Consider the following 22,901-nt stretch of genomic DNA (forward strand, 5'->3'; position numbering starts at 1 on the left):
GGCGTCTTTATCTGTCAGTACTTACTGATGTTAAAGGTAAAGTGATAGTGAATGTAGCTCCTTCTGAAAGTGCACTTTTTACAGAAATATGACCATGATGGCGTGTAATAATATCTTGCGTAATTGCTAAGCCTAAACCATTACTATCGGTATGGGAAGTCGATTTATAAAATCTTTCAAAAATACGTGCTTGTGTTGCTTTGCTCATGCCTGGTCCGTCATCTGTGACAGAGAGCACCGCTTCAGTCTGTGTATCGTTAGTATTTAAATGTATTTCAATCATACCATAGTCATCTGTATATTTGATGGCATTTCGAATAATATTTTCAATGGCTTGTGTTAACAAACGTTCATTTCCTTGAACGTGAACATGTTCTAAATCGTGTAACAAGACGATATTTTTGTGGTCTAACGCATACGATTCGTGTTTAATGATTTCTAGAACGAGTGCCTTTAATTCAACCGTATCATCAAATGATAAATGATCGTCGTTGTCTATTTCGGATAAGAGTAACAACTGACGTGTCAACTGACTTAAACGGTGCGTCTCATCGTAAATTTGAGCAATGTATTGTGATTGTTTTGTTTGAGAGGACTCCGTTTGAAGTTGGCTTAGCAATTGATGAATGTGCGTCAATGGCGTTTTAATTTCATGAGACACATTTTGAACAAAGTGTTGGCGCATGTCATCTAATTGTTTTAAAGCCCGTCTCATTGAATCAAAATGGTCTTGTAATATGCCGATTTCATCTTTGCGTGTTTTATGAATGGGTGTTTTAAAGTCGCCATCCATCATACGTTGTGTGGCAATTTTTAATTGTTTAACGGGTTTAACGATAGAGTATGTGGACCAAGTAACGAGACCGATCGAAAATAGAACGAGTAAGAGGAGCAAGACGAATAAAAAAATACGAAATTCTCCTAGTGATTGTCCTACATCTTGACGCATAAATACGGCATACTTTCCGTGGTTCGTTTGAAACGAAGTCCCAACGGTGTTACGTGTTTCATTATCAAAAAAGCCTGTAATCACAGGATTGAAAGGTCGCTCTTTGACCCCATGATAATTTTGGCCGCTTAATACTTGATTCACTGCGCTATCCTCTAAATTATCCTTTCGAAATGATTCACCGTAAAAGCGGCTATGATGTGCTTCATCGTACACCTTTAATTGGTAATTGAGATTGCCTAAAAGTTTAAAATAAGCATCTAAATCTTTTTCATTTGACGCACGATCATAATCGTGTGCACGTTGAAGTGTTGTCATTAATTTAGCATCGTTTTTTTCTTTTAACTCAAAGTGATAGTAAATATTACTTAATAAAAAACTGGCAATGGAGCTAATAATCATGACCGTAATGGTGTAAAGAGCGAGGCGTGAATAAAGTGATTTAAGCATCGTCTGTCACCTTATATCCTATGCCACGTACAGTTTCTATATGCACATTTGCACCTAATTTTTTTAAACGTTTACGTAAACGTTTAATGTGTACATCGACAGTGCGTGTATCGCCATCGTAGTCAAAGCCCCATATTTTTTCGATTAATGCTTCTCGCTCAAATACTTGTCGTGGATAAGAGACGAGCAAACTGAGTAAAGCGAATTCTTTATTGGGTAGAATCATCCCTTTATTATTCACTTTTACTTCGAGTTGAGTTTGGTCAATTTCAAGATTCCCTAAGTTTAAATGGACATTTGTTTGGATTTGATAGCGTCGTAACACGGCTTTAATACGGAAAATGAGTTCTGTCACTTCGAAAGGCTTGGTTACATAGTCATCCGTACCCGCTAAAAAGGCGCGTTCTTTATCTGTTAATGCATCACGTGCGGTAAGCATAATTACAGGATAATTGTAGTCATATTTTAATATTTTGCATAATTCAAAACCGTCCATTTGATCCATCATAATATCAACAATGGCAATATCAATATCATGATGTTCGACATATGCCTCTGCTGCTTCACCGCTAGATTTCTTTATAGCATGATAGCCTTCTTTTTCGATACGCGACGCGACGTAGTTTAAAATTTCAGGATCATCATCAACGATTAAACAGGTCACTGACATCATCTCACATCCTTTCTTAATAGTTTAGTCTATCTTACCATACCCAAATGATTACATCTTAGCTTCTCTTGAATGCTAAAAAATAGCATGATTTTTATTTTTGTTTCATTTGTTCATATTCAGTTCACAAACACTTTTTATAATGACACTACGATATCAAAAGAAGGGAAGTTATAGTATGAAAATCGCATTCAATGAGTTAAAATTTTACAAATTTAAATATTTACTCATTACGTTTATCGTCGTATTGCTTGCGAGTATGGTGCTATTTATTTCAGGGTTAGCAAAAGGTTTGGCACGTGAAAACGTCTCGATGATAGATCAGTTTAAATCAGAACAATTTCTTGTTCAAAAAGATTCGGATAATCAAATTCAGCGTTCCAACATTGACCCAAACGCTCAAAAACAAATTGACGACATTGTAAAAACGAAGCCTTTAAAAGTAAGTATGTCGACTGCAGAATATAAAAGTACGAACAGCGACTTACTATTTGCATCTATGCCGAAAAATGAGCAACCGACTTTAAAATCAGGGCACTTGCCTCAAAATGATAAAGAAGTGGCGCTAAACAGCAAATTAGAAGGTGAAGGTTTAAAAATAGGGGACACTATAAAAATTAAAGGGAAAGATGAAACTTTAAAAATATCTGGATTTTTTGATCATGCGATGTACGCCCATACAGATTTAGCGATTGTGACAGATAAAGGATTAGATCATGTCACAGGTGATCAATCTGCAACATCGATGTATTTTTTAAATGGCATTAGCAAATCAGACCAACAAAAATTAAATGACATAAAAGATGTGAAAATTGTAAATAAAACAGATTTAACAGATGGCATACCGAGTTATCAAGCAGAACAAGCACCATTAAACATGATGATTGTGAGTCTGTTTGTAATTACAGCGATTGTTCTTACAGCCTTTTTCTATGTTATGACGATACAAAAAACGTCAGAAATTGGAATTTTAAAAGCGATTGGTATTAAAACGAGTCATTTACTAGGTTCGCTATTATTCCAAATTTTATTTGTTACTATGTTAGGTGTTGTCATTGCATTAGGGTTAATTGCAGGATTAGCAACACTTATGCCAGTCACAATGCCATTCCATCTCACATCACAATTAATGATATTGATGGTTGTTGTATTTATCGTAGTGGCGATTGTAGGTGCATTATTATCACTTGTACGTGTACTTAAAGTAGATCCGATTGAAGCGATTGGAGGCGGCAATTAATGAGTTTAAAAATTGATAATCTTATTAAAACATTTGGTAAAGGTGACGCAAAAACAGAAGTTTTAAAAGGCATTAATTTCGAAGTTCAACCTGGAGAATTTATCATATTAAATGGTGCTTCAGGGTCTGGTAAATCCACACTTCTTAGTATTATAGGTGGTTTACTTTCGCCTAGTGAAGGTCAAATCATTTTGGATGGAGAAGATTTTAGTCAGTTATCGCAAAAAGCATTGACATCCAAGAGATTAAAAGATATTGGTTTTATCTTTCAATCTTCTCATTTATTACCGTATTTAAAAGTGAAAGATCAACTTATATTAGTCGGAAAAGAAGCTGGAATGTCAAAAGCAGAAGCAGAAAAACGTGCAAAGCAGTTATTGGATGACATCGGTTTAAATCATCGCATAGATGCATATCCGCACATGTTATCTGGTGGGGAAAAGCAGCGTGTTGCAATTATGCGTGCTTGGATGAATCAACCAAAATTGTTATTAGCAGATGAACCTACAGCAAGTTTAGATGCGAAGCGTGCTACTGAAGTAGTAGATATGATTAAAGCACAGGTTCAATCGAAAGGGACAATTGGTATTATGGTTACACATGATGAGCGTTTGTTCGATTATGCAGACCGCATGCTTTATCTAGATGATGGAAAAATTGTAAGTAAATAAAAAAGACGGGCCTTAATTGAAGGCTCGTCTTTTTAGTTAATGGTTTTAGATCTACAACTTGTCGTCCTAGTTTGAAATGAGCATCATGTTGCAAGTTAATACAAATAAAGATTATATAACGGTTTTGAAGTTTGTTTTTCAATATTGCACCAGAGCCGTTTGTCTGGTTTGATAAGTTCTACTTAAATACTATTGTTCTACCAATTATACTTTCTACTTTTGAATATTAGACATAATATGAAACTAAATATTGTAACAATACCGTTAATTAGTAGTGTATGGTTCGTTAATATATCCTTACTTCCGTTAAGAACAGTTATAGGTATTAAGGTTGTATATATTTGATAGATATTTTCGCTATTTACAGCGCCAATCATAAACTGTTTCAGCAGATCTTTACTTTCATTAATTGATATAAATAATACAGGGTATGCTAAGGTGAAAATCATTAATACAAATAGATAAAGTATGGCACCTATTTTAACATTAGCCATAAGTCGAAAAATCAATAATAATGCTAAGTTTAGAGCATAAAAGCTAACTAAAGAAACCAACTTCCCGAATATATTCGAATGATCATAATCTACATACAATAAATAAAATATGAAGTGATTAACTATGTATAACACAGTGTGCGTAAGCAGTATAGTTTTAATATTATATCTCGTTGTATAGTAAAAATAGTGTTTTCTAGAGTAAACTAAAGTATACATATCATACAAAGAATAAACTACTAGTAATGACGTAGAAATCATGATCCAAACGCCATGAATCATATCTAATTTATTATCATACCATACTTGAAACAAAATCTTAAAAATAATTTCTATTAAAAAAGCAAGTAAAAATGGCGGTATAATTCGTTTTTCAATGTATTTAGTAATTGTTAGCAATTTTCACACGCTCCTTATAAATATTATTCAAAGAAGTATTATGTTCTGCTATTAACTTTTTAGTATTTTCATGCAGCTTAATTTTGCCGTGATTTATAATAATAACCTCGTTAAATAGTTCATCCATATCTTGAACTAAATGGGTGCTAATAATTGCTACACTATTCTCTCTGCGTCCATTTTTAATTAACTCTATTAGAATATCTCTTGTAACAGGATCTACTGCGGCTAATGGTTCATCAAAAACATATAAATCCACATCCTGTGCTAAAGAAAAAATTAAATGCAGTTGCTCTTTCATACCTTTTGAAAAATTTGATATTTTTTGATTAAAATCTAAGTCCAATTTTTCTAACATGCTTGTAGCTCTATCTTTGTTGAAATTAGCATATAATTTTTGAAAATCTTTTAGACAACTTTTGATAGTTAAATTTCCTGGAATATATTCTCTATCTGGTAATAAAAAATAGGTGAATTCGTTATTGTTAACTTCGCCTTGAAATTTTTGATAATAATTGGTTAGAATGTTGAACAATGTCGTTTTTCCAGCTCCATTCGGCCCTAATAATCCAATTATTTTATTTTCTTGTTTGATATTTAAAGAAATATCATTGAGTATGTTTTGTTTACCAAAGCTGAAATAGAGGTTTCTAACTTTTATCATATTATACGCTCCTCATTACATTAATAAAACTCGTCTTATGATTATATTTTTATTATAACTTAAAATTCACTATTAATGGTTTAGTTATTCATTTAAATTAGAAACCACCCATTTTAAGGGTGGCTAAGATTAATTATGATAAATAGGACCGCCTGGACCTACTGGTAGCCCTAAAAAGTACCATAAGAGTAGGAATAACGTCCAAAAAACAGCTAAGAATAGCGTGTAGGGCATAAGACTAGAAATTAATGTGCCAAGCTTCATAGTTTTATCATATTTTTGCGCGTAAGTGAGCAGTAAAGGTAAATAAGGAATCATTGGTGTAATAGGATTTGTCACAGAGTCTCCGACACGATAAATCATTTGTGTAAAGGCAGGATGGAATCCGAGCAACAGAAACATAGGGACAAATATTGGACCTAACAATGCCCATTTAGCAGAAGCACTGCCAATCAATAAATTGATGAGACCACTTAATGTGAGTAAGCCAATAATTAAAACGACACCATTTTGATGTTGTAAGGCTTCAGCACCTTTAACAGCTATAAAAATTCCTAAATTGCTCCACGTTAAAAAGGCAAGCAATTGTGCAGCAAAAAAGACAATTACTATGAAATTTCCCATTGAAGCCATTGCTTCTGTTAACATGCGACCTATATCTTTTGAGCTTTGAATGGTTCCTGCTTTGAAGCCATATACCAATCCAGGAATAACAAAGACGAGAATGAGTATAACGCCTATGCCATTCATTAAAGGGGCATCTTCAATTAAACTTCCGGTTTTCTCATTGCGAAGCCAACTATTTTCAGGAAGGGCCAAAAGTGCAATTAAAAGAAGTGTGCCTATAAAGCTTATATTCGCATAATGTACAGCTTGCGTTTCTTTAGATGTGAGTGTAGCTTTTTTTAGTGGCATACTTTGAGTATATTGTGAAGCATCATAGGGACCTAAGTGTGGAATCACAATCTTTTTTGTGACATACCACAAAATCGGAAGTAAAAAGAATGTACTTGCGGCAATAAAATACCAGTTCATTGCCACATTCATTTTAATGTTTTTATCGATTAAATGTGCGGAAGGCTCGGTAAACGCATAAACTAATGCATCTTGCATACCGATAAAAATATTTGCCGCAAAACCGCCTAGAGTAGACGCATAAGCTAATGCCAATCCTGCGACAGGATGATAACCTAATTTCATAAAAATCATGGCGACAAGCGGAGGAAGCACAATAGGAGCTGCATCACCTGCTACATTCCCAATCATACCTATAAAAATAATGACAGGAAGAATGATTTTCTCAGGTGCAATGGACACAAGGTGAATCATCAAGGTATCAAAATAGCCACTTTTCTCAGCTACACCAATACCAAGCATCACAGCAAGTACGATACCTAGTGCAGGAAACGTGGAAAAATTTTTAATCGCATCATTTAAAAACATGACGAGTCCATCATGACTTAAAATATTTTTGACAGTTATGACGTCGCCCGTACCAGGATGCTTCACGTGTGTATCAAATTGAGATACAACGGCTGTAATGAGCGCTAAAATAATGCACAAACTAAAAAACAAAATAATAGGATCTGGCAACTTATTGCCTGTTTTTTCTACCAAATTTAAAAAACGTGTCATAAGTGTGTACTTTCGTGATTTTGACATCATCCCATCCCCCTCTAATGGATTGTGTCGAGGCGCTAACAATCGTTCATCCGTTAAATTTATGCATTAGTTCAATGGATTTTTGTAGATTGACGGCTAACCCCAAAGTTTGTTATTTTATCTTCCTTTTAAAGTCCCCAACTAAACACGCAATTGAATACGTAATCATTTCATAAAAGGTATAAAAACTTTAACGGTACACGCTTAGGGTAAAATGACGAACACAAATAAGCATGATACAAAATGAACCTTTTCTTGATTTTAAATGAGGTTCAATGCATATCATGCTTTTAACTATGTCTGTTGTTTTCATCAATTAAAATTTTATGACAAAATGAGGTAGGCCTTAACATATACGACGATTAGGCTAAATATCCACCAAGTTCTTGAATGATGCAATAAAAGGCCACAATAATCTTTAATTAAAGCACGTGCACGTAAATGGAGTGGAGAAGGGGCGCCAAAACCTACTAACGTCAATCCTTGTCGTTGTGCAATTTTTAATGCGCGTAGAACATGAAACTCACTTGTCACACAGATACCACGTGGGTTTTTGAAGTGCTTTTTAGAGTAAACTAAATTTTCGACAGTGTTTGTTGACTGGTCCTCCATAATAATATGTGATGAAGGAACACCGCGACTTATCAAATAACGTTGCATCGCCAATGCTTCTGAAATAGGTTCATCAGGGCCTTGACCTCCAGAAACGATAAATTGAAACGTATTCGAATGGAGCGTTTGTAGGTGAAGTGCAGCATCTAGACGAGACTTTAACATTGGTGTGACTTCTTCTGTGAAAATACCAGCGCCTAAGATGATAAGTTGATGTGTAGCGTCACTTGGTGGTCGTTTAGAGATGAGATGCGTGAAATATAAATAAAAAGGCCAAGTCATTAAAAAGACCATTGATAACTGCCCTAATAAACTAAATGGGAGAGACCACCAAGAAGGCAAGAGCGTGGCAACGCAAAATGCCCCGATACATAAGCTGCTAATCACTAGCGTGAAACTTAATACATCCCCTAAAAACATACGACCTTGAGTGGTGAAAAGATGGTGTCGTGTTATCCAAACTAAAGAGAGCATCACTATGATACATAGCACATATTGACTCCAAGGGTGAAGATACGAAAGTTGATAACCTATAGCCAAAATCATATGAAGCACAAGTATCATCGTAAAAAACGCAATGTGAATATTAAATTTTTGTTTTACTTTAAATATAAAAAGCAAACAAAAGATGAGAGATGTTATAATAGATGAGACAAGAAACATGTATGCACGCCCTTTTACCTTTCAATATGGATTTATGGGTGGAATGATTTAAAGAATGATAAAAAAGATGACAATCCCATACATAGCTATAATGTTGTAGTGTTATTATACATTGCGATAAAGAAAATAAAAAAATTTAAGTTCGAGGGTTTTGTTATAGGAAGAAGTATGGAGAAGGCGAGGCGAAATGAATGTCTAAAGAAATGTCGAAACATGTCGGTTTTATGGGCGAATTTATGGTGAATTTAAATGCTTTAACAGCAGCGCTATTAAAAGATTTGCGGAATAAATATAAAATTTCCAATGAACAGTCGAGTGTGTTGTTAATGTTGTCCCATGACAGAGCCTTAACGTTAACGGAAATTACTTTGAGGCAAGGTGTGAATAAGGCTGCTGTGAGTCGACGAGTGAAAAAGTTAGTTGAATTAAAACTGGTTGAATGGGTTCAATTGGAATATTCATATGATAAACGGCTAAAATATGTTGCATTGACCGATCGAGGCACAGATTATGTGAGAGAGTCAAGACATATTATAGCCAATTTAGCCTCTGAAATGTTGTCAGATATAGCTATCGATCAAATTGAACAAACACGTGAAGTATTAGAACAAATTGATCAACGTGTGAAGTCGCATTTGAAAAAAATATAACACAAACATCGGTGACCAATTCAAGGTGAATATGATGCTATCTTAAATATGGTATTGGTGTGTTACGTCTTATGTATGATGTGAAAAATCAATGAATTACTTAAAATAGACATACTACTGTATCGAGATGCAAGGAGGTGTATAAACCAATGGAACGATGCCCGCATTGTCAGAATCAGCGGCTAGATGGAGCTATGAGATGCGCGAAATGTCAACACCAGGTTTCATTTTCAAAAAGTGCATATGAGCAATCGTCGCAAAGATTGAAAACACGTGAAGAAGCTGAGAAAAAAGCAAAACAATTGAAGATGAAGCAAATGATTCCTCTAGGTATATTTGTATTTATTATTATTTTACTCATGATTTTATTTTTATTGCTACGTAATTATAATTCTCCCGAAGCACAAGCGAACTTGCTTATTAATGCAATTGATAATGATGATGCCTCACGTGTATCCAGTTTATTAAGTTCAAAAGAAAATAAAGTGGGTAGAAAAGAGGCAACGATTTATATTCAATTTATCAAGAAAGAAATAGGGACACGTCAATTTGAAAAGGAAGTTCATAAGACTGTGGACCAATTAGATAAGAAAAGTACTGTGGCGAAATACATTAAAACAAAAGACGGTGTCGATGTATTACGAATTAGTATGAACGGGCGACGTTATTTCTTATTTGATAATTTAGGTTTTCAAGCACCTACAAAACAAGCTGAAATTAAAGCGAACATGGACGCGTCTTATACTTTCGAAGTGAATGGGCGTCAGAAAAATATTGTTGTAAAAAAAGGTCAAACTGTCTCATTAGGTAATTACATACCGGGAGAATATGCAATTGCTGCTCAAAAGGAAACAGATAGAGGAACATTCGAAGGAAAGTTACGTTTTAGTTCAAAATCGAGTCAAAATGAAACGATGAAAGTCATTGAAGATTTCGATTCAGCTCAAGTGGATGTTAATTTAAAGAATACTTCAGGCTTAACTGAGAAAAAGACAGTCATCATTAATGGTGAGCGTTTGCCGTATACAAGCGAACAAGGCTTCGGACCTTTTCCAGTAAATGAAGATTTAACAGTACAAGCAGAAGGAAAAAGTCATGGTAAAACTTTTAAAACGGAAGAAAAAACCATTAAAAAAAATGACTTAAAAACAGTGAACTCAGTCACATTGTCGTTCGACAAAGAAGAGATTGAAGAATATAATAAAGACCAAGAAGATACACTAGTGAACAAAATCAATGACTTTTTCAAATCTCATACGCGTTCTTAAAATGGTCTTTTAGATCGCTATTTGCTAGTGTACGTATTCACTCGCCCTTAATAAATTAGTGTTATAAGTCACCCTAAATGTGCGTTACGCACATTTAGGGTGCTTTTTTATAATTTAAATGCCCTAAATTAGGATGAGAATTCTTTAAAAAGGGAATAATAACAATGCATATCTTTAGAATTAATCTAATGAATCAGTTAATATAGGAGAAGTTAGGTTTTTAATAGTTGGCTAAAACACAATTTACATAAAGATTAGGTTGATTGTAGATATATGGATAGTAGGGTTAAGTGTGTCGTTAATGGATTCAATAATTAATTTTCGGTAAAAATTTATATTCACAAAAAATTATTATTTAAAAAGGGGGAACGGGATGGTTAGGATGCAGAAGCAAGATTTACGTGTTAAAAAAACAATTTCAAAATTAAATGAAGTGCTTGTTACGCTACTTCGCACACAGCGGTTTTCTAAAATTACAATAAATCAAATTTGTTTAGAAGCCAATGTGCATAGGACAACGTTTTATAAGCATTTCAAAGATAAAAATGAGCTACTATTACATGCATTTGAAGCTGCGATACGACCTTATTTTAATCACAATGTAAATAGGCGAATGGTTCAACCTTTCACGTGTCTTGAACAAACGTTAAATATGTCAATGAGAGATGTTTTAAAACAACAAAAAGACGATGCTAATTTTTATAAAGTATTAGTGAGTTTTTTTGCACAATCCATCAACACTGACGTGCAAGTGTATATTAATCAATTACCTAATGAACAACGCTTCCCTTCTGAAGTATTTGGATATGTTCAAACCGCGATTATTTTTTCTCTTAATCAATGGCGTATTGATACAAATACAGAATTTGATGCAGCACAAATGGACCATATTTACCAAACGTTAATGCGCTATTATTTATCGAATTTTTAATGGTATATATAATCAAACAAAAAAAGGATAAAATTAACGCATACATATCGTTAATTTTATCCTTTTAATTATTTGAACTTTGGACGGCGATTTCTAAAGAATAAGCTGATGAAGTAAAGTGACGTAGCAATACATGAACATATGATTGCATTATGTAATCCGTTTGCTTCAGAAAGTAATGCCGCCGCGTCCACGTGACCTAAGTATTGAGAGAGTTTTTCAGCAAACGCTTTTGCAGCTTCACGAATCACATATAGTATCGCCACAGGGATGAGTGTTGCACAAATGGCGAGAATGAGATTAAGCAATTTGATGAGCGTTCGGTTAAATACAAGTGTAAGTATTGCCAAAACAATATTAATAAAAACAAGGATAAAGAAGACGTGTATCATTGTTAATAATATATTTAAATTGTGTTCTAATTGACTTGTATCTATCGTTGCTTGATTTGTCAGTTGGTGTATGGTTTCTTTAAATTGTTGGTAATTGACAGATTGACCTAAAAATTCGAGTCGAAACAGTGTTTTGTAAAATATGTGATATGCAGAGATAGCAGAAAGTACGAGTGCGATAAGTGTTAAAATGAAACTTACCCACGAGCGACGCTTCTTAGCGTTAAAATTTCTACGATGAAGCGGTTGATCTTTAAATTGTTGCTCAAATTCGTGTGGTGGATGGTTTGATGCTTTCATAAGGTCTCCTTTCAGTTTCATCAATAAAAAGTTAATATTAAAATACAACTCATATTATAGTATATTCATTTCCAAAAGCATAGATTTTAAATAACTCAATAAGGAGTGATAATATGAAGTCCAATATTTTAGATTTAGATATGCTAGAGGACTGGCTTAAAACACGTTCGTTAGCAGTAGTTCATATTTATCGAGACAATTGTAGTGTTTGTCATGCGGTTTTGCCACAATTGGAATCTCTTTTACAACGTTATCCAGGGGTAGAGCTTGGGCTTATCAACGCTGAAGACGTTCCAGAAATTGCAGGACAATGGAATGTTTTTACTGTTCCAGTGGATATTATCTTTTATGAAGGAAAAGAAAAACATCGCGAAGGTCGATTTATTCATTTTGAACAATTTGAGAAGCAACTTTCTCGAATTTATGAAAGCATTCATTCTTAAAACGTACTATAATAGAAGCAATAGAATTAATCTTGTAAGAAGTGAGGGATAATATTGAAACGTTACGTAATGAGTAACTTGATGGGACGCTATTTATCTCATCAACGGCATATTAAGTTTAAATCACAAGACGAAGTGAATGCGTTTCTTGAAAAAAGAGAAGCGCTCAATAAAGAAAAGCATAAACAGCCCGACCAAATTAATGTGAAATCGAATTTAGTTAAAGATATGTTTGATGACATGCAAGTTTTTCGCTTTAATTTTGGTCATCATATCAAAAATAAAATTTTATATATATATGGTGGCACCTTTGTCTTACAACCCTCAGTTTTTCATTGGCGATTTATGGATAAATTAGCGTATGAAACGTTACATGAAGTCGTATTGCCTATCTACCCTAAAGCGCCAGAATATACTTATAGAGAAACACATGAAGCGATTGAACAAGCATATCGCCGTTTACTTAAAGAAACGGAAGCCTCCAATATCGTCATTATGGGAGACAGTTCAGGCGCTAGTATGGCACTTAGCTTCGTGCAGAAACACTTAAAAGAACAAGAATTACCGTTACCGAGTCAAGTTTATCTTATTTCTCCATGGTTGGATTTATCTTTATCTAACCCAGACATAACTGAACAAGTTCAAAAGAAAGATCCGTTGCATAATGTCTCAAGTTTACAATCTATTGCTAAAGTGTGGGCGGATGATTTGGAAATCAAACATCCACGTGTTTCACCTTTGTATGGTCCCGTTAGAGGATTGCCACCTGTATTTATGTTTGGAGGCACAATAGAATTATTTTATCCGGATATGCTTAAATTAGAATCGTATTTTAAGGCAGAACTACAACCTATCCATTTTTATCAATATAAAGATATGGTAACCGCTTTTCCGATTTATCCAATTGTAGAATCTCGCAAAGTTTTAAAACAAATTCGTAAAACGATTAATCAACCGTAAGCTATATAAAGAGAAGCGTATAGATAAGTGGATATGTTAGCTTTTTACGGCATATCCACGATTTATTAACTATCAAATGTAAGGGGCTGTGACAACGAAATCAAATAGATTTCTGTCCCACATTTAATGAGAGAATAACAGTTAAAAAGTCACAGTAGCTGTCTGGATTGAAACTTCGCTTACTAGCTCCTTTCAATCCTAGTCAGCCTTGTGGGGGTGGGACAACGAAATCAAATAGATTTCTGTCCCGCATTTAATGAGAGAATAACAGTTAAAAAGTCACAGTAGCTGTCTGGATTGAAACTTCGCTTACTAGCTCCTTTCAATCCTAGTCAGCCTTGTGGGGGTGGGACAACGAAATCAAATAGATTTCTGTCCCACTCCCATCGCTTTAAAAATTAAAGATCGTTTCTATCAGTGTCCTGACAATGATTATTCAAACTGAAATAAGAAGATTTAATGAACTTTCTGCGCATCTTAATATATCTTTTTACATGATTGTTCCGTGCAATCATGTATTTTTTTTAGTAGAATTATATTTATGATAAATTTTTTACATCAAAATAATGCTATAAAAAGACTTTCTACTCATTGAGATAGGAGATGTATAGCAGAAAGGGGTTTGTTATGGATTTATTGATAGGAACGCTATTTTTAGTTTTAGTGCTCGTAATTTTTACGTTGTTTACATATCGTGCGCCGAGTGGCATGCGTGCCATGGGGGCGTTAGCGAATGCGGCTATCGCTTCATTTTTAGTTGAAGCTTTTAACAAATACGTTGGTGGTCAAGTATTGGGTATTCCATTTTTGGAAGAATTGGGAGATGCTGCAGGAGGACTCGGTGGAGTTGCGGCTGCTGGCTTGACAGCACTTGCTATTGGTGTTTCACCTGTCTATGCGCTTGTTATCGCAGCAGCCTGTGGAGGCATGGATTTATTACCCGGCTTTTTTGCAGGTTATATTATTGGTTATTTAATGAAATATACTGAAAAGTATGTGCCAGATGGCTTGGATTTGTTAGGTGCAGTCATCATTATTGCGCCTCTTGCGCGATTGATTGCTGTAGGATTAACGCCTGTCGTGGATAATACACTTGTTAAAATTGGTGATATAATTAAAAGTTCTATGGATGTGAATCCAATTCTAATGGGAATTATTTTAGGTGGCATTATTACAGTAGTTGGCACTGCACCATTGAGCTCGATGGCACTTACCGCATTGTTAGGTTTGACTGGCGTACCAATGGCAGTCGGGGCGATGGCTGCGTTCAGTTCTGCTTTCATGAATGGAACACTTTTCCACAGATTAAAATTAGGGGATCGTAAATCTACAATTTCCGTAAGTATCGAACCTTTATCACAAGCAGATATTGTATCAGCGAATCCTATACCGGTATATATTACAAACTTTTTAGGTGGTGCCACAGCAGGACTGGTCATCGCAATGAGCGGAATGATTAATGATGCGACTGGAACGGCAACGCCAATTGCAGGATTTTTAGTCATGTTTGGTTTTAATGATTGGATGACGGTAGTGATGTACGGTGTAGTGATGGCTGTCATCGGTGCGATATGGGGGTTCATTGGCTCAATAATTTTCAAAAATTACCCTGTTGTGACAAAGCAAGATATGATTGCTCGCGGTGCGACCGATGCATAAGTGAGCAGAGAGGGGATTGACCTCTTATTCGCACGATTGTCAATTAAGCGCGCAAAGCGTGGGTATTACGACGTTTTGTCATTAAATAAAAGAAGTCGGACATAACGAATGTAAGGTACGGAAAACTGATAAGTGGTTATTCCGAGCAAGCGTTTGTCCTGACTTCTTTTTTTATTGTTTAGGGATGCCAATTCGGTGACCTAATTGTTTTGGGAAAGTCACGTCTCCTTGTGATTCGACATAAGTTTGAATATGTGCATACACATCATCTGGAAACGGTGCAGGTTGTCTTAATTGGCGATCCATGCCCATCATCATTGTTTCAGCTGTAGCACTCACTTCATTATTGTGTTCATTAATAAGTGTCAAAAAGAAATGGGTACGTTTTTCGTCCATATCGTAAATTGAAACTTCTATTTTAAAAGGCGTCCCTTGTTTCATTTCTTTTATATATGTGATATGTGTTTCGAGTGTAAATACAGTATATTCCCGTTGATCACGTTCCTCATTAGTTAAGCCTACTTGATCGTGAAAATGATCAATTGCTAAGCTAAAAACACGAGCGTATTCGGCATCATTCATATGGCCGTTGCGATCTATCCATTCATCGCGTACATAATCTTTATCGTAAAATGGAAAATATAACATTTTAATGCCCCTCTCAATAGTTGTTGTAATACTATATTAACCTATTTTATAACATTCATTCATGTAGCCTATGGCAAATATGATATAGTTTAAGTAAGACTATATTATAGAGGGGCGTGCGCGCGATGGAGAATCAAAGAGAAATAAGAAAAAATGAACATGTTAAGCTGGCCTTAGCTCAAAACACTGCACCCATGTCAGATTTCGATCGAATTCATTTTGTTCATCATGCCATTCCGAATATTAATAAAGATGAAGTGTCTCTTCTGTCTACGTTTTCAGATTTTAAATTAACGAAGGCGCTTTATATTAATGCGATGACAGGTGGTTCAAATTGGACTTTAGAGATTAACCAAAAGCTAGCACGCATTGCAAAAGAAGTCGGAGTTCCAATGGCTGTTGGTAGTATGCACGCTGCATTGAATAATAAAGAGGTTATGCCTTCATATAAAGTAGTAAGACAAGAAAATCCAGATGGTGTGATTTGGGCAAATGTTAGTGCAGACGCTTCACTTGAGGAAGCGAAATGCGCGGTCGATATGATAAAAGCGAACGCGCTTCAAATCCACGTTAATGCGCCACAAGAGCTCGTGATGCCAGAAGGTAGTCGCAAATTTAAACATTGGCAACAAGTGATTTCAGAAATTGTACAAGGGATAGATGTGCCAGTCATCGTTAAAGAAGTCGGTTTCGGGATGAGTTATGAGACCATTGTGGATTTGATACACTGCGGAGTTGCTTATGTCGATGTGAGTGGCAAAGGAGGGACTAACTTTGCCTCAATTGAAAATGAACGTCGACAACACAAGGACATGTCTTACATGCAAGACTGGGGACAGTCCACAGCAGTTTCCTTGTTAGAAGCGCGCAATTTAAATACGCGCATTCATATTTTAGCAAGCGGCGGTATTCGTCATCCTTTAGATGCGATTAAAGCGCTTAGGTTAGGTGCAGAAGGTGTTGGAATGTCTCGAAATGTACTACAAGTTGTACAAGAAGATGGTGTCGATGCAGCTATCGATTATTTAAATGCATTCCATGAACAAATGCAAAAAATCATGACATTATTAAGTGTTAAAGATATTACGTCATTGCGCCAGTCTCCTATTGTCATAGATGAATATCTTAAATCGTGGATTCAGCAACGTCAACTTTATTAAAGCGGAAAGGGATCTTTTGAAACCGTTTGTGTGGTTTTGAAAGGCCCTTTTTTCATTGCCTTTTTTATTTTTTGCACCTCTTGCATTGTAGTACAATGTGGCGTATACTTTTAAATCGTAATAATTACGATTTAAAAGTGGAGGGTTAAAGGATGCAAAAAATACCAGTTACAGTTTTGAGTGGTTATCTCGGTTCGGGGAAAACGACATTATTAAATCACATATTAAATCAGCGTGAAGGACGACGTATTGCTGTTATTGTAAATGATATGAGCGAAGTAAATATTGACAAAGCGCTTGTTGCAGAAGGCGGGGGTTTATCACGTACAGACGAAAAGTTAGTGGAATTATCTAATGGGTGTATTTGTTGTACGTTACGCGAAGATTTGTTGAAAGAAGTGGAACATCTCGTACAAAGAGGGAATATTGATCATATCGTCATTGAATCAACAGGCATATCAGAGCCTGTCCCTGTTGCACAAACGTTTTCATATGTTGATGAAACATTAGGAATTGATTTAACGAAGCTATGCCAACTCGATACAATGGTTACAGTCGTTGATGCGAATCGGTTTATTCATGATTATCAATCTGGAGATTTATTGTTAGAGCGTAATGAAGCTGTAGGAGAAGATGATGAACGTACCGTGGCTGATTTATTAATTGATCAAATAGAATTTTGTGATGTGCTTATTCTAAATAAAACAGACCTTGTATCAGAAGAAGAACTCAATCGCCTCGAAGCAATGTTACGTAAATTACAACCTAATGCAGAGATTATTCGAACTGTTAATGCTCAAGTTGCGCTAGAAAAAGTATTGAATACAGGGAAATTTGATTTTGAAAAAGCGAGTCAATCAGCAGGATGGTTACAAGAATTGGAAGCAGGTGGCCATGAAACGCACACACCTGAAACCGAAGAATATGGCATTTCATCTTTTGTGTATCGTCGTCGTTTACCTTTTCATGCGGAACGTTTTAACGAGTGGTTAGAAAATATGCCTGAGTCCATTGTACGTGCTAAAGGTATTACATGGCTAGCACAATACAATCACGTCGCTTGTCTCGTTTCACAAGCTGGGACCGCAGTAGATATACATCCAGTAACGTTTTGGGTTGCGGCAATGCCGAAAGCAGAGCGTGCTGCTATTTTACAAGAACGAGAAGATGTACGTAATGATTGGGATCCTGAATATGGAGATCGTCATACACAGTTTGTAGTGATTGGTGTCGATTTAGATAAAGAAGCAATAGAAAAAGATTTAGATGAGTGTTTGTTAAAACATCATGAAATCGATGCAGATTGGACTCAATTAAAAAGTCCTTATGAATGGGAAATTGTGAAACAATAATAGGAAAACAGTCTGGCAGAAATAAGCCAGACTGTTTTTTTAGTGTTTTAAAAAATTAATAAATGTTGTAATGATTGGTACACCAAGTAAATCAACTAAAAATGCGCCTACAATTGGAACGACTAGATATGCTCTTGGTGAATTACCGAATTTTTTAGTAATAACATCTAAGTTAGCCATCGCGTTTGGTGTCGCACCTAACCCGTGACCTATGAAACCACCAATCATTACTGCAGCGTCATAATCTTTGCCGAGTAAACGGAAAACAACAAAGATTGAGAATAACGCGACAAAGATAATTTGAAAAATAACGATAATAACAAGTGGTAACGCTAAATCATAAATTTCAACAATATTAATGCTCATAAGTGCAATAGATAAGAATATGCTTAATGAAATGTCACCAATATGATTCGTGAATTTTAAATCAATAAGATGAAGATTTCCAAATTCTGAGATATTTCGAATGATTACTGCGAGAAACATCGAAACAACATAAAGTGGAATATTAATACCTGTTTTTTCACTTAATAAATCTCCGAGATATGTTCCAAGTGCCATACAGAATAGTAAAATGGCAATTTGGATAAAAAATACTTCTGAAAAATTAAAACGCTTATGTAAATGTGTATTTTCTTCGATTTCTGAGTAATCTTTTTGTTCGCTGTCTAATTGCCTCGGTGCTAGGTCGTGTTTTTTAATAAGATAACGTACTACAGGTCCACCAATGAGTCCGCCAGCTACTAAACCTAAAGTGGCTGCTGCAAGGGCGGCCGTTACTGCTGAGTTTATACCTAAATCTTGAATTGTTTGGCCATATGCGGCAGCATTCCCATGCCCACCTTCCATAGACATCGCACCTGCTGTTAAACCAAGTAGCGGATCGATACCTAATACTTTTGAAAGAGAGACACCTATAACGTTTTGCATTGTAGCAAGCACACCACAAAGAAGCCAATAAATAATAAGCACCTTTCCACCAAGTTTTAGGAGCTTAAACGAAGCGCCTAAACCAATCGTTGTGAAAAAGGCTAACATGAAAAATTCTTGGAAAAACTTTCCGTTTAATTTAATTGTTAAAATTCCAGTGCTTGATAAAATTGCTGTTAAAATTGCAAATATTAAACCACCTATTACCGGGGACGGGATACTCAAACGGCTAAATATAGCGACCCTGTTGACAATGGCATGTCCGATTAATAATAAAAACACGGCAAGGCACAAGGTTGATATTTCATTTAATTCAATCATGCTGGGTTATCCTCCTCGTATAAATAATGAGAGCGCTTCTAACGCTCACGCCAATTAATTATACTATAATTGATATAAAAATCTATATTAAATTTATGTTAAAGATATTAATACAGGTTTACGTGGGTATAATATAGAGAACGATTTAGCGGAATTATTGTTATTTAGAGAATGCTTTTTTAAGATACAACACTTGAAATAAAAGGGTTTTTAACCTACAAATTTTACATTGCTTTAGGCTATTTTACGAGATGTTTTTGAGAATAATTTATATATTTTGTTGCGATTTTATATAAATTATTTATGTTTCTTTGAATGAAGAAGCAGTGCGTGTCCTATATGAAAACGTTTAAATAAAAAAATGAACAGTTACACTTGTCAAAATTGCAGATGAGTGTATAATTCATATCATAAAACTATGATTTAAGGAGAAAATACCCATGTCAAACAATTTAAGAAGTCAGAAACATTATGGGGCTTTAGCATTATTACCGCTAGTTGTGTTTCTAGTGATTTATGTTGGCGTAGGTTTGTATTTTACAGTTATTGGGGCTGAGGGCGCCTTTGATAAATTACCACGTCATGTCGCCATTTTTATTGCTATCGCGATTGCATGGCTTGCTTATGACCGACAGACGCCTTTAATTAAAAAGGTGAGAATATTTACAGAAAATGCGGGATCGTCTGGCATTGCTGAGCTAGGATTAATCTTATTACTTGCAGGCGCTTTTGCAAGTGCTGCTAGCGCTTCAGGAGGTCAAGATGCACTTGTAAATATGGGGTTATCAATTATTCCTGCAAGTTTATTAATTCCAGGTATTTTTGCGATGAGTGCGTTTGTAGCAACAGCAATGGGAACCTCTACGGGTACACAAGCTGCATTTCTTCCTATTGGTGTGGCAGTAGCGCAATCAGCAGATTTAAATGTAGCAGCAGCGGCAGCAGCGGTTATTGCTGGTGCTTATTTTGGGGATAATTTATCAATTATTTCTGATACGACTATCGCTGCCACAACAGGTGTAGGCGCTAATATGAAAGACAAGTTTAGAGCCAATTTTATGATTGCGCTCCCAGCGGCGATAATTACTTTTGTCATTTACGCAATTGTTGGGGGAACAGGGAAAATAACGGGAGATTTGTCATTTAACTTTTTTGATATTCTGCCATATTTATTTGTCTTAGTAGCAGCTATCGCAGGTATGAATGTTATGCTAGTATTGCTCACAGGCATTGTTTTAACGGGAATTATTGGTATGTTGCGTGGTAATATTCACTTCTTTGAGTGGACGGCTAAAGTAGGAGAAGGAATGGAATCCACGTTCAGTATATTTTTAGTTGCATTTCTTATTTCAGGTTTAGTCGCATTAATTCGATATTATGGCGGTATTGATTGGATTGTCGAAACGATGAAAAAACAAGCCCGTGGACGTAAAAGTGCCGAATATTCGATGGGGATTTTGTCAGGAATTTTATCAGCAGCGTTAGTAAACAATGTTGTGGCAATTCTTATTGCTGCACCGATTGCTAAAGAAATAGGAGAAGCTTCAAAAATTCCTCCAAAGCGTATGGCAAGCCTTCTAGATATTTTTGCGGCGAGTGCTTTGATGGTGTTGCCACATGATAGCGGGATGTTAATGGCAGAACAATTTGGTAAAGTATCCTACCTTGAAGTTTTACAATATTCATTTTATCCTGTTATTTTGATTTTATGTACGATTATTTCCATTCACTTAGGTATGTTTAAAAATAAAAAACGACAAAACCTTTAACTGTAATAAACGCAAAAATTAAGCTAGGGCATTTAAATGTCCTAGCTTTTTATAATGTCTCAATATAAAGCAAATAGATAGTGTGTAAACTACACATACGTATATGTATCCTTTTCTTAATTTATATTAAATAATTCAAGAATAACTACTTAATAATATTAATTTTTGATACAATTACTCTAATCATCACAAATGCATTAAATGATGTGCAGTTTCTTTATGAAACTTTCACTTTAGGGGAGGGTTAATATGCAACAAGAAAGTATTTGGTTAACAGTTGTAGGATTACTCATTATTGTTTCTATTGTAGGGTTATTAATTGCGCAACGCATTAGCCCAGTGGTTGGTATGGTGTTAATACCAAGTATGGGTGCCCTTGTTTTAGGTTACAACATCGGAGACTTAGTACATTTTTTTAATAGTGGATTAGATAAAGTGATTCATGTTGCGATGATGTTTATTTTCGCTATTTTATTTTTCGGTATTATGAGTGATAGTGGTATGTTCAAGTCACTCGTTAAAAGGTTAATCTTACTTACTCGAGGGAATGTCATTATCGTCTGTATCGTGACAGTTTTAATTGGTATTTTCGCACAACTGGATGGAGCGGGCGCGACAACATTTTTACTCTCTATACCTGCACTATTGCCACTTTATAAAGCGTTGAATATGAGCCGTTATTTACTATTATTATTGTTAGCTTTAAGTGCAGCGATAATGAACATGGTGCCTTGGGGAGGACCGATGGCTCGTGTAGCGTCAGTATTAAATATAAAAAATGTTAATGCGTTATGGTACGGCGTAATTCCTGTTCAGTTAATTGGATTCGTACTTTTAATATTATTTGCGATATATTTAGGCATTAGAGAAAATGGGCGAATTAAAAATAGTCACGCTAGTGAAGAAGCGCAAACTCAAGCGCTAGATATTCATAAAATTATAGCGCACTATGAAAAAGAACAAGCAGAAAAATTTCCAGTGCGTGGAACTGCGGTGAATAAGCCTTGGATAATTTGGGTGAATGCGGTGCTAACCATTATTGTTATCGTTATAATGTTAGCTAATATTGCCCCACCTGAATTCGCCTTTTTGTTTGGAGTGGTCATTGCACTGATAATTAATTTTCCAAATGTAGATGAACAAATGAGTCGCATAAAAGCCCATGCTCCGAACGCATTAATGATGGCTATCGTTATTATAGCGGCAGGGATGTTTTTAGGAGTTTTAAATGAAACCGGCATGTTAAAAGCAGTGGCGGTAAAACTCATCACTATTATTCCGGATGCTGTCGGACCTTATTTACATATTATTGTTGGCATTTTTGGCGTACCACTTGATTTGCTTACGAGTACTGATGCATATTATTTTGCTTTATTACCTATTGTAGAACAAACGGCGAGTCAATTTGGTGTGCCACCAATTTCTACAGCATATGCGATGTTAATTGGCAATATTATCGGTACGTTTGTCAGTCCATTTTCGCCAGCATTATGGTTAGCAATTGGTCTTGCAGAGGCGAATATGGGGACGTATATTAAATACGCATTTTTCTGGATATGGGGATTTGCCGTTATGATGCTCATCATTACGGTATGCATTGGTGTGGTGACGATTTAAGCTCTAAAACATACAGTGTCAAGCCTT

General features: G+C 35.4%; 20 protein-coding genes and 1 pseudogene. 12 read left to right on the forward strand and 9 right to left on the reverse strand.

Annotated features, from left to right (window positions below; genetic code table 11):
* Nucleotides 1–7: 7 nt before the first annotated feature.
* Both LN051_RS02070 and LN051_RS02075 read right to left on the reverse strand, forming a co-directional pair.
* Nucleotides 8–1,399, reverse strand: coding sequence for a sensor histidine kinase (locus LN051_RS02070; RefSeq protein WP_229292973.1), 1,392 nt, complete (start codon nucleotides 1,397–1,399; stop codon nucleotides 8–10).
* A complete protein-coding gene (locus tag LN051_RS02075) occupies nucleotides 1,392–2,069 on the reverse strand; it encodes a response regulator transcription factor (protein ID WP_229293599.1) in 678 nt (225 codons plus the stop codon). Before LN051_RS02075 ends, LN051_RS02070 begins: the two co-directional genes overlap by 8 nt.
* A gap of 178 nt (nucleotides 2,070–2,247) precedes the next feature.
* Between LN051_RS02075 and LN051_RS02080 the strand changes: the two genes are divergently transcribed.
* Both LN051_RS02080 and LN051_RS02085 read left to right on the forward strand, forming a co-directional pair.
* Nucleotides 2,248–3,309, forward strand: a complete 1,062-nt coding sequence (locus LN051_RS02080; protein ID WP_229292974.1) for an ABC transporter permease — start codon at nucleotides 2,248–2,250, stop codon at nucleotides 3,307–3,309.
* A complete protein-coding gene (locus LN051_RS02085) occupies nucleotides 3,309–3,980 on the forward strand; it encodes an ABC transporter ATP-binding protein (protein ID WP_229292975.1) in 672 nt (223 codons plus the stop codon). Before LN051_RS02080 ends, LN051_RS02085 begins: the two co-directional genes overlap by 1 nt.
* A gap of 876 nt (nucleotides 3,981–4,856) precedes the next feature.
* Here the strand turns inward: LN051_RS02085 and LN051_RS02090 are convergent.
* The 3 genes from LN051_RS02090 to LN051_RS02100 all read right to left on the reverse strand — a co-directional run bounded on the left by LN051_RS02090 (nucleotide 4,857) and on the right by LN051_RS02100 (nucleotide 8,375).
* Entirely contained in the window at nucleotides 4,857–5,537 is a 681-nt protein-coding gene (locus tag LN051_RS02090) for an ATP-binding cassette domain-containing protein (protein WP_229292976.1), read from the reverse strand.
* A 129-nt stretch (nucleotides 5,538–5,666) separates the two neighbouring features.
* Nucleotides 5,667–7,202 carry an AbgT family transporter gene (locus LN051_RS02095; protein ID WP_229292977.1) on the reverse strand — a complete coding sequence of 512 codons (1,536 nt, stop codon included), beginning with the start codon at nucleotides 7,200–7,202 and terminating at the stop codon, nucleotides 5,667–5,669.
* 321 nt (nucleotides 7,203–7,523) lie between these two features.
* The gene (locus tag LN051_RS02100) at nucleotides 7,524–8,375 is read right to left on the reverse strand and encodes a YdcF family protein (protein WP_229292978.1); all 852 of its coding nucleotides are present in this window, start codon (nucleotides 8,373–8,375) and stop codon (nucleotides 7,524–7,526) included.
* 290 nt (nucleotides 8,376–8,665) lie between these two features.
* Between LN051_RS02100 and LN051_RS02105 the strand changes: the two genes are divergently transcribed.
* The 3 genes from LN051_RS02105 to LN051_RS02115 all read left to right on the forward strand — a co-directional run bounded on the left by LN051_RS02105 (nucleotide 8,666) and on the right by LN051_RS02115 (nucleotide 11,323).
* Nucleotides 8,666–9,124 (forward strand): MarR family transcriptional regulator TcaR, encoded by a 459-nt coding sequence (locus LN051_RS02105; protein ID WP_229292979.1) that lies wholly within the window; start codon nucleotides 8,666–8,668, stop codon nucleotides 9,122–9,124.
* Nucleotides 9,125–9,273: 149 nt separating this feature from the next.
* Nucleotides 9,274–10,392: a TcaA second domain-containing protein gene (locus LN051_RS02110; RefSeq protein ID WP_229292980.1), complete on the forward strand. Its 1,119-nt coding sequence runs from the start codon at nucleotides 9,274–9,276 to the stop codon at nucleotides 10,390–10,392.
* A gap of 373 nt (nucleotides 10,393–10,765) precedes the next feature.
* Nucleotides 10,766–11,323: a TetR/AcrR family transcriptional regulator gene (locus tag LN051_RS02115; RefSeq protein ID WP_229292981.1), complete on the forward strand. Its 558-nt coding sequence runs from the start codon at nucleotides 10,766–10,768 to the stop codon at nucleotides 11,321–11,323.
* Nucleotides 11,324–11,391: 68 nt separating this feature from the next.
* Here LN051_RS02115 and LN051_RS02120 read toward each other — a convergent pair whose 3' ends face one another.
* Nucleotides 11,392–12,015: a hypothetical protein gene (locus LN051_RS02120; protein ID WP_229292982.1), complete on the reverse strand. Its 624-nt coding sequence runs from the start codon at nucleotides 12,013–12,015 to the stop codon at nucleotides 11,392–11,394.
* Between the two features lie 113 nt (nucleotides 12,016–12,128).
* Here LN051_RS02120 and LN051_RS02125 point away from each other — a divergent pair, with 113 nt between their 5' ends.
* A complete protein-coding gene (locus LN051_RS02125; RefSeq protein WP_229292983.1) occupies nucleotides 12,129–12,458 on the forward strand; it encodes a thioredoxin family protein in 330 nt (109 codons plus the stop codon).
* A 54-nt stretch (nucleotides 12,459–12,512) separates the two neighbouring features.
* Complete coding sequence (locus LN051_RS02130) at nucleotides 12,513–13,418, forward strand: alpha/beta hydrolase fold domain-containing protein (protein ID WP_229292984.1); 906 nt, start codon at nucleotides 12,513–12,515, stop codon at nucleotides 13,416–13,418.
* Nucleotides 13,419–14,041: 623 nt separating this feature from the next.
* Here the strand turns inward: LN051_RS02130 and LN051_RS02135 are convergent.
* A pseudogene (locus tag LN051_RS02135) lies at nucleotides 14,042–14,137 on the reverse strand (hypothetical protein); the annotation flags it as partial.
* On the opposite strand from LN051_RS02135, the gene LN051_RS02140 reads away from it, so the two are divergent.
* Nucleotides 14,100–15,077, forward strand: coding sequence for a PTS sugar transporter subunit IIC (locus tag LN051_RS02140; RefSeq protein WP_229292985.1), 978 nt, complete (start codon nucleotides 14,100–14,102; stop codon nucleotides 15,075–15,077). The pseudogene LN051_RS02135 and the gene LN051_RS02140 overlap by 38 nt on opposite strands.
* 171 nt (nucleotides 15,078–15,248) lie before the next feature.
* Here LN051_RS02140 and LN051_RS02145 read toward each other — a convergent pair whose 3' ends face one another.
* A complete protein-coding gene (locus LN051_RS02145) occupies nucleotides 15,249–15,725 on the reverse strand; it encodes a thioesterase family protein (protein ID WP_229292986.1) in 477 nt (158 codons plus the stop codon).
* A gap of 125 nt (nucleotides 15,726–15,850) precedes the next feature.
* On the opposite strand from LN051_RS02145, the gene fni reads away from it, so the two are divergent.
* Nucleotides 15,851–16,885, forward strand: a complete 1,035-nt coding sequence (gene fni / locus LN051_RS02150) for a type 2 isopentenyl-diphosphate Delta-isomerase (RefSeq protein ID WP_229292987.1) — start codon at nucleotides 15,851–15,853, stop codon at nucleotides 16,883–16,885.
* Nucleotides 16,886–17,037: 152 nt separating this feature from the next.
* Nucleotides 17,038–18,237, forward strand: coding sequence for a GTP-binding protein (locus tag LN051_RS02155; protein WP_229292988.1), 1,200 nt, complete (start codon nucleotides 17,038–17,040; stop codon nucleotides 18,235–18,237).
* A gap of 39 nt (nucleotides 18,238–18,276) precedes the next feature.
* On the opposite strand, the gene gltS is transcribed toward LN051_RS02155, so the two are convergent.
* Complete coding sequence (gene gltS / locus LN051_RS02160; RefSeq protein WP_229292989.1) at nucleotides 18,277–19,488, reverse strand: sodium/glutamate symporter; 1,212 nt, start codon at nucleotides 19,486–19,488, stop codon at nucleotides 18,277–18,279.
* Nucleotides 19,489–19,928: 440 nt separating this feature from the next.
* Between gltS and LN051_RS02165 the strand changes: the two genes are divergently transcribed.
* Both LN051_RS02165 and LN051_RS02170 read left to right on the forward strand, forming a co-directional pair.
* Complete coding sequence (locus LN051_RS02165; protein WP_229292990.1) at nucleotides 19,929–21,257, forward strand: Na+/H+ antiporter NhaC family protein; 1,329 nt, start codon at nucleotides 19,929–19,931, stop codon at nucleotides 21,255–21,257.
* Between the two features lie 249 nt (nucleotides 21,258–21,506).
* Complete coding sequence (locus tag LN051_RS02170; protein WP_229292991.1) at nucleotides 21,507–22,874, forward strand: CitMHS family transporter; 1,368 nt, start codon at nucleotides 21,507–21,509, stop codon at nucleotides 22,872–22,874.
* Nucleotides 22,875–22,901 lie beyond the last annotated feature (27 nt).

The sequence above is a fragment of the Staphylococcus ratti genome, assembly GCF_020883535.1.
Lineage (GTDB): Bacteria > Bacillota > Bacilli > Staphylococcales > Staphylococcaceae > Staphylococcus > Staphylococcus ratti.

Excerpts from the sequence above, each read along its gene's own strand:
- LN051_RS02070 (WP_229292973.1), bottom strand. The coding sequence starts at position 1,399 with ATGCTTAAATCACTTTATTCACGCCTCGCTCTTTACACCATTACGGTC.
- LN051_RS02075 (WP_229293599.1), bottom strand. The coding sequence starts at position 2,069 with ATGTCAGTGACCTGTTTAATCGTTGATGATGATCCTGAAATTTTAAAC.
- LN051_RS02080 (WP_229292974.1), top strand. The coding sequence starts at position 2,248 with ATGAAAATCGCATTCAATGAGTTAAAATTTTACAAATTTAAATATTTA.
- LN051_RS02085 (WP_229292975.1), top strand. The coding sequence starts at position 3,309 with ATGAGTTTAAAAATTGATAATCTTATTAAAACATTTGGTAAAGGTGAC.
- LN051_RS02090 (WP_229292976.1), bottom strand. The coding sequence starts at position 5,537 with ATGATAAAAGTTAGAAACCTCTATTTCAGCTTTGGTAAACAAAACATA.
- LN051_RS02095 (WP_229292977.1), bottom strand. The coding sequence starts at position 7,202 with ATGATGTCAAAATCACGAAAGTACACACTTATGACACGTTTTTTAAAT.
- LN051_RS02100 (WP_229292978.1), bottom strand. The coding sequence starts at position 8,375 with ATGATACTTGTGCTTCATATGATTTTGGCTATAGGTTATCAACTTTCG.
- LN051_RS02105 (WP_229292979.1), top strand. The coding sequence starts at position 8,666 with ATGTCTAAAGAAATGTCGAAACATGTCGGTTTTATGGGCGAATTTATG.
- LN051_RS02110 (WP_229292980.1), top strand. The coding sequence starts at position 9,274 with ATGGAACGATGCCCGCATTGTCAGAATCAGCGGCTAGATGGAGCTATG.
- LN051_RS02115 (WP_229292981.1), top strand. The coding sequence starts at position 10,766 with ATGGTTAGGATGCAGAAGCAAGATTTACGTGTTAAAAAAACAATTTCA.
- LN051_RS02120 (WP_229292982.1), bottom strand. The coding sequence starts at position 12,015 with ATGAAAGCATCAAACCATCCACCACACGAATTTGAGCAACAATTTAAA.
- LN051_RS02125 (WP_229292983.1), top strand. The coding sequence starts at position 12,129 with ATGAAGTCCAATATTTTAGATTTAGATATGCTAGAGGACTGGCTTAAA.
- LN051_RS02145 (WP_229292986.1), bottom strand. The coding sequence starts at position 15,725 with ATGTTATATTTTCCATTTTACGATAAAGATTATGTACGCGATGAATGG.
- fni (WP_229292987.1), top strand. The coding sequence starts at position 15,851 with ATGGAGAATCAAAGAGAAATAAGAAAAAATGAACATGTTAAGCTGGCC.
- LN051_RS02155 (WP_229292988.1), top strand. The coding sequence starts at position 17,038 with ATGCAAAAAATACCAGTTACAGTTTTGAGTGGTTATCTCGGTTCGGGG.
- gltS (WP_229292989.1), bottom strand. The coding sequence starts at position 19,488 with ATGATTGAATTAAATGAAATATCAACCTTGTGCCTTGCCGTGTTTTTA.
- LN051_RS02165 (WP_229292990.1), top strand. The coding sequence starts at position 19,929 with ATGTCAAACAATTTAAGAAGTCAGAAACATTATGGGGCTTTAGCATTA.
- LN051_RS02170 (WP_229292991.1), top strand. The coding sequence starts at position 21,507 with ATGCAACAAGAAAGTATTTGGTTAACAGTTGTAGGATTACTCATTATT.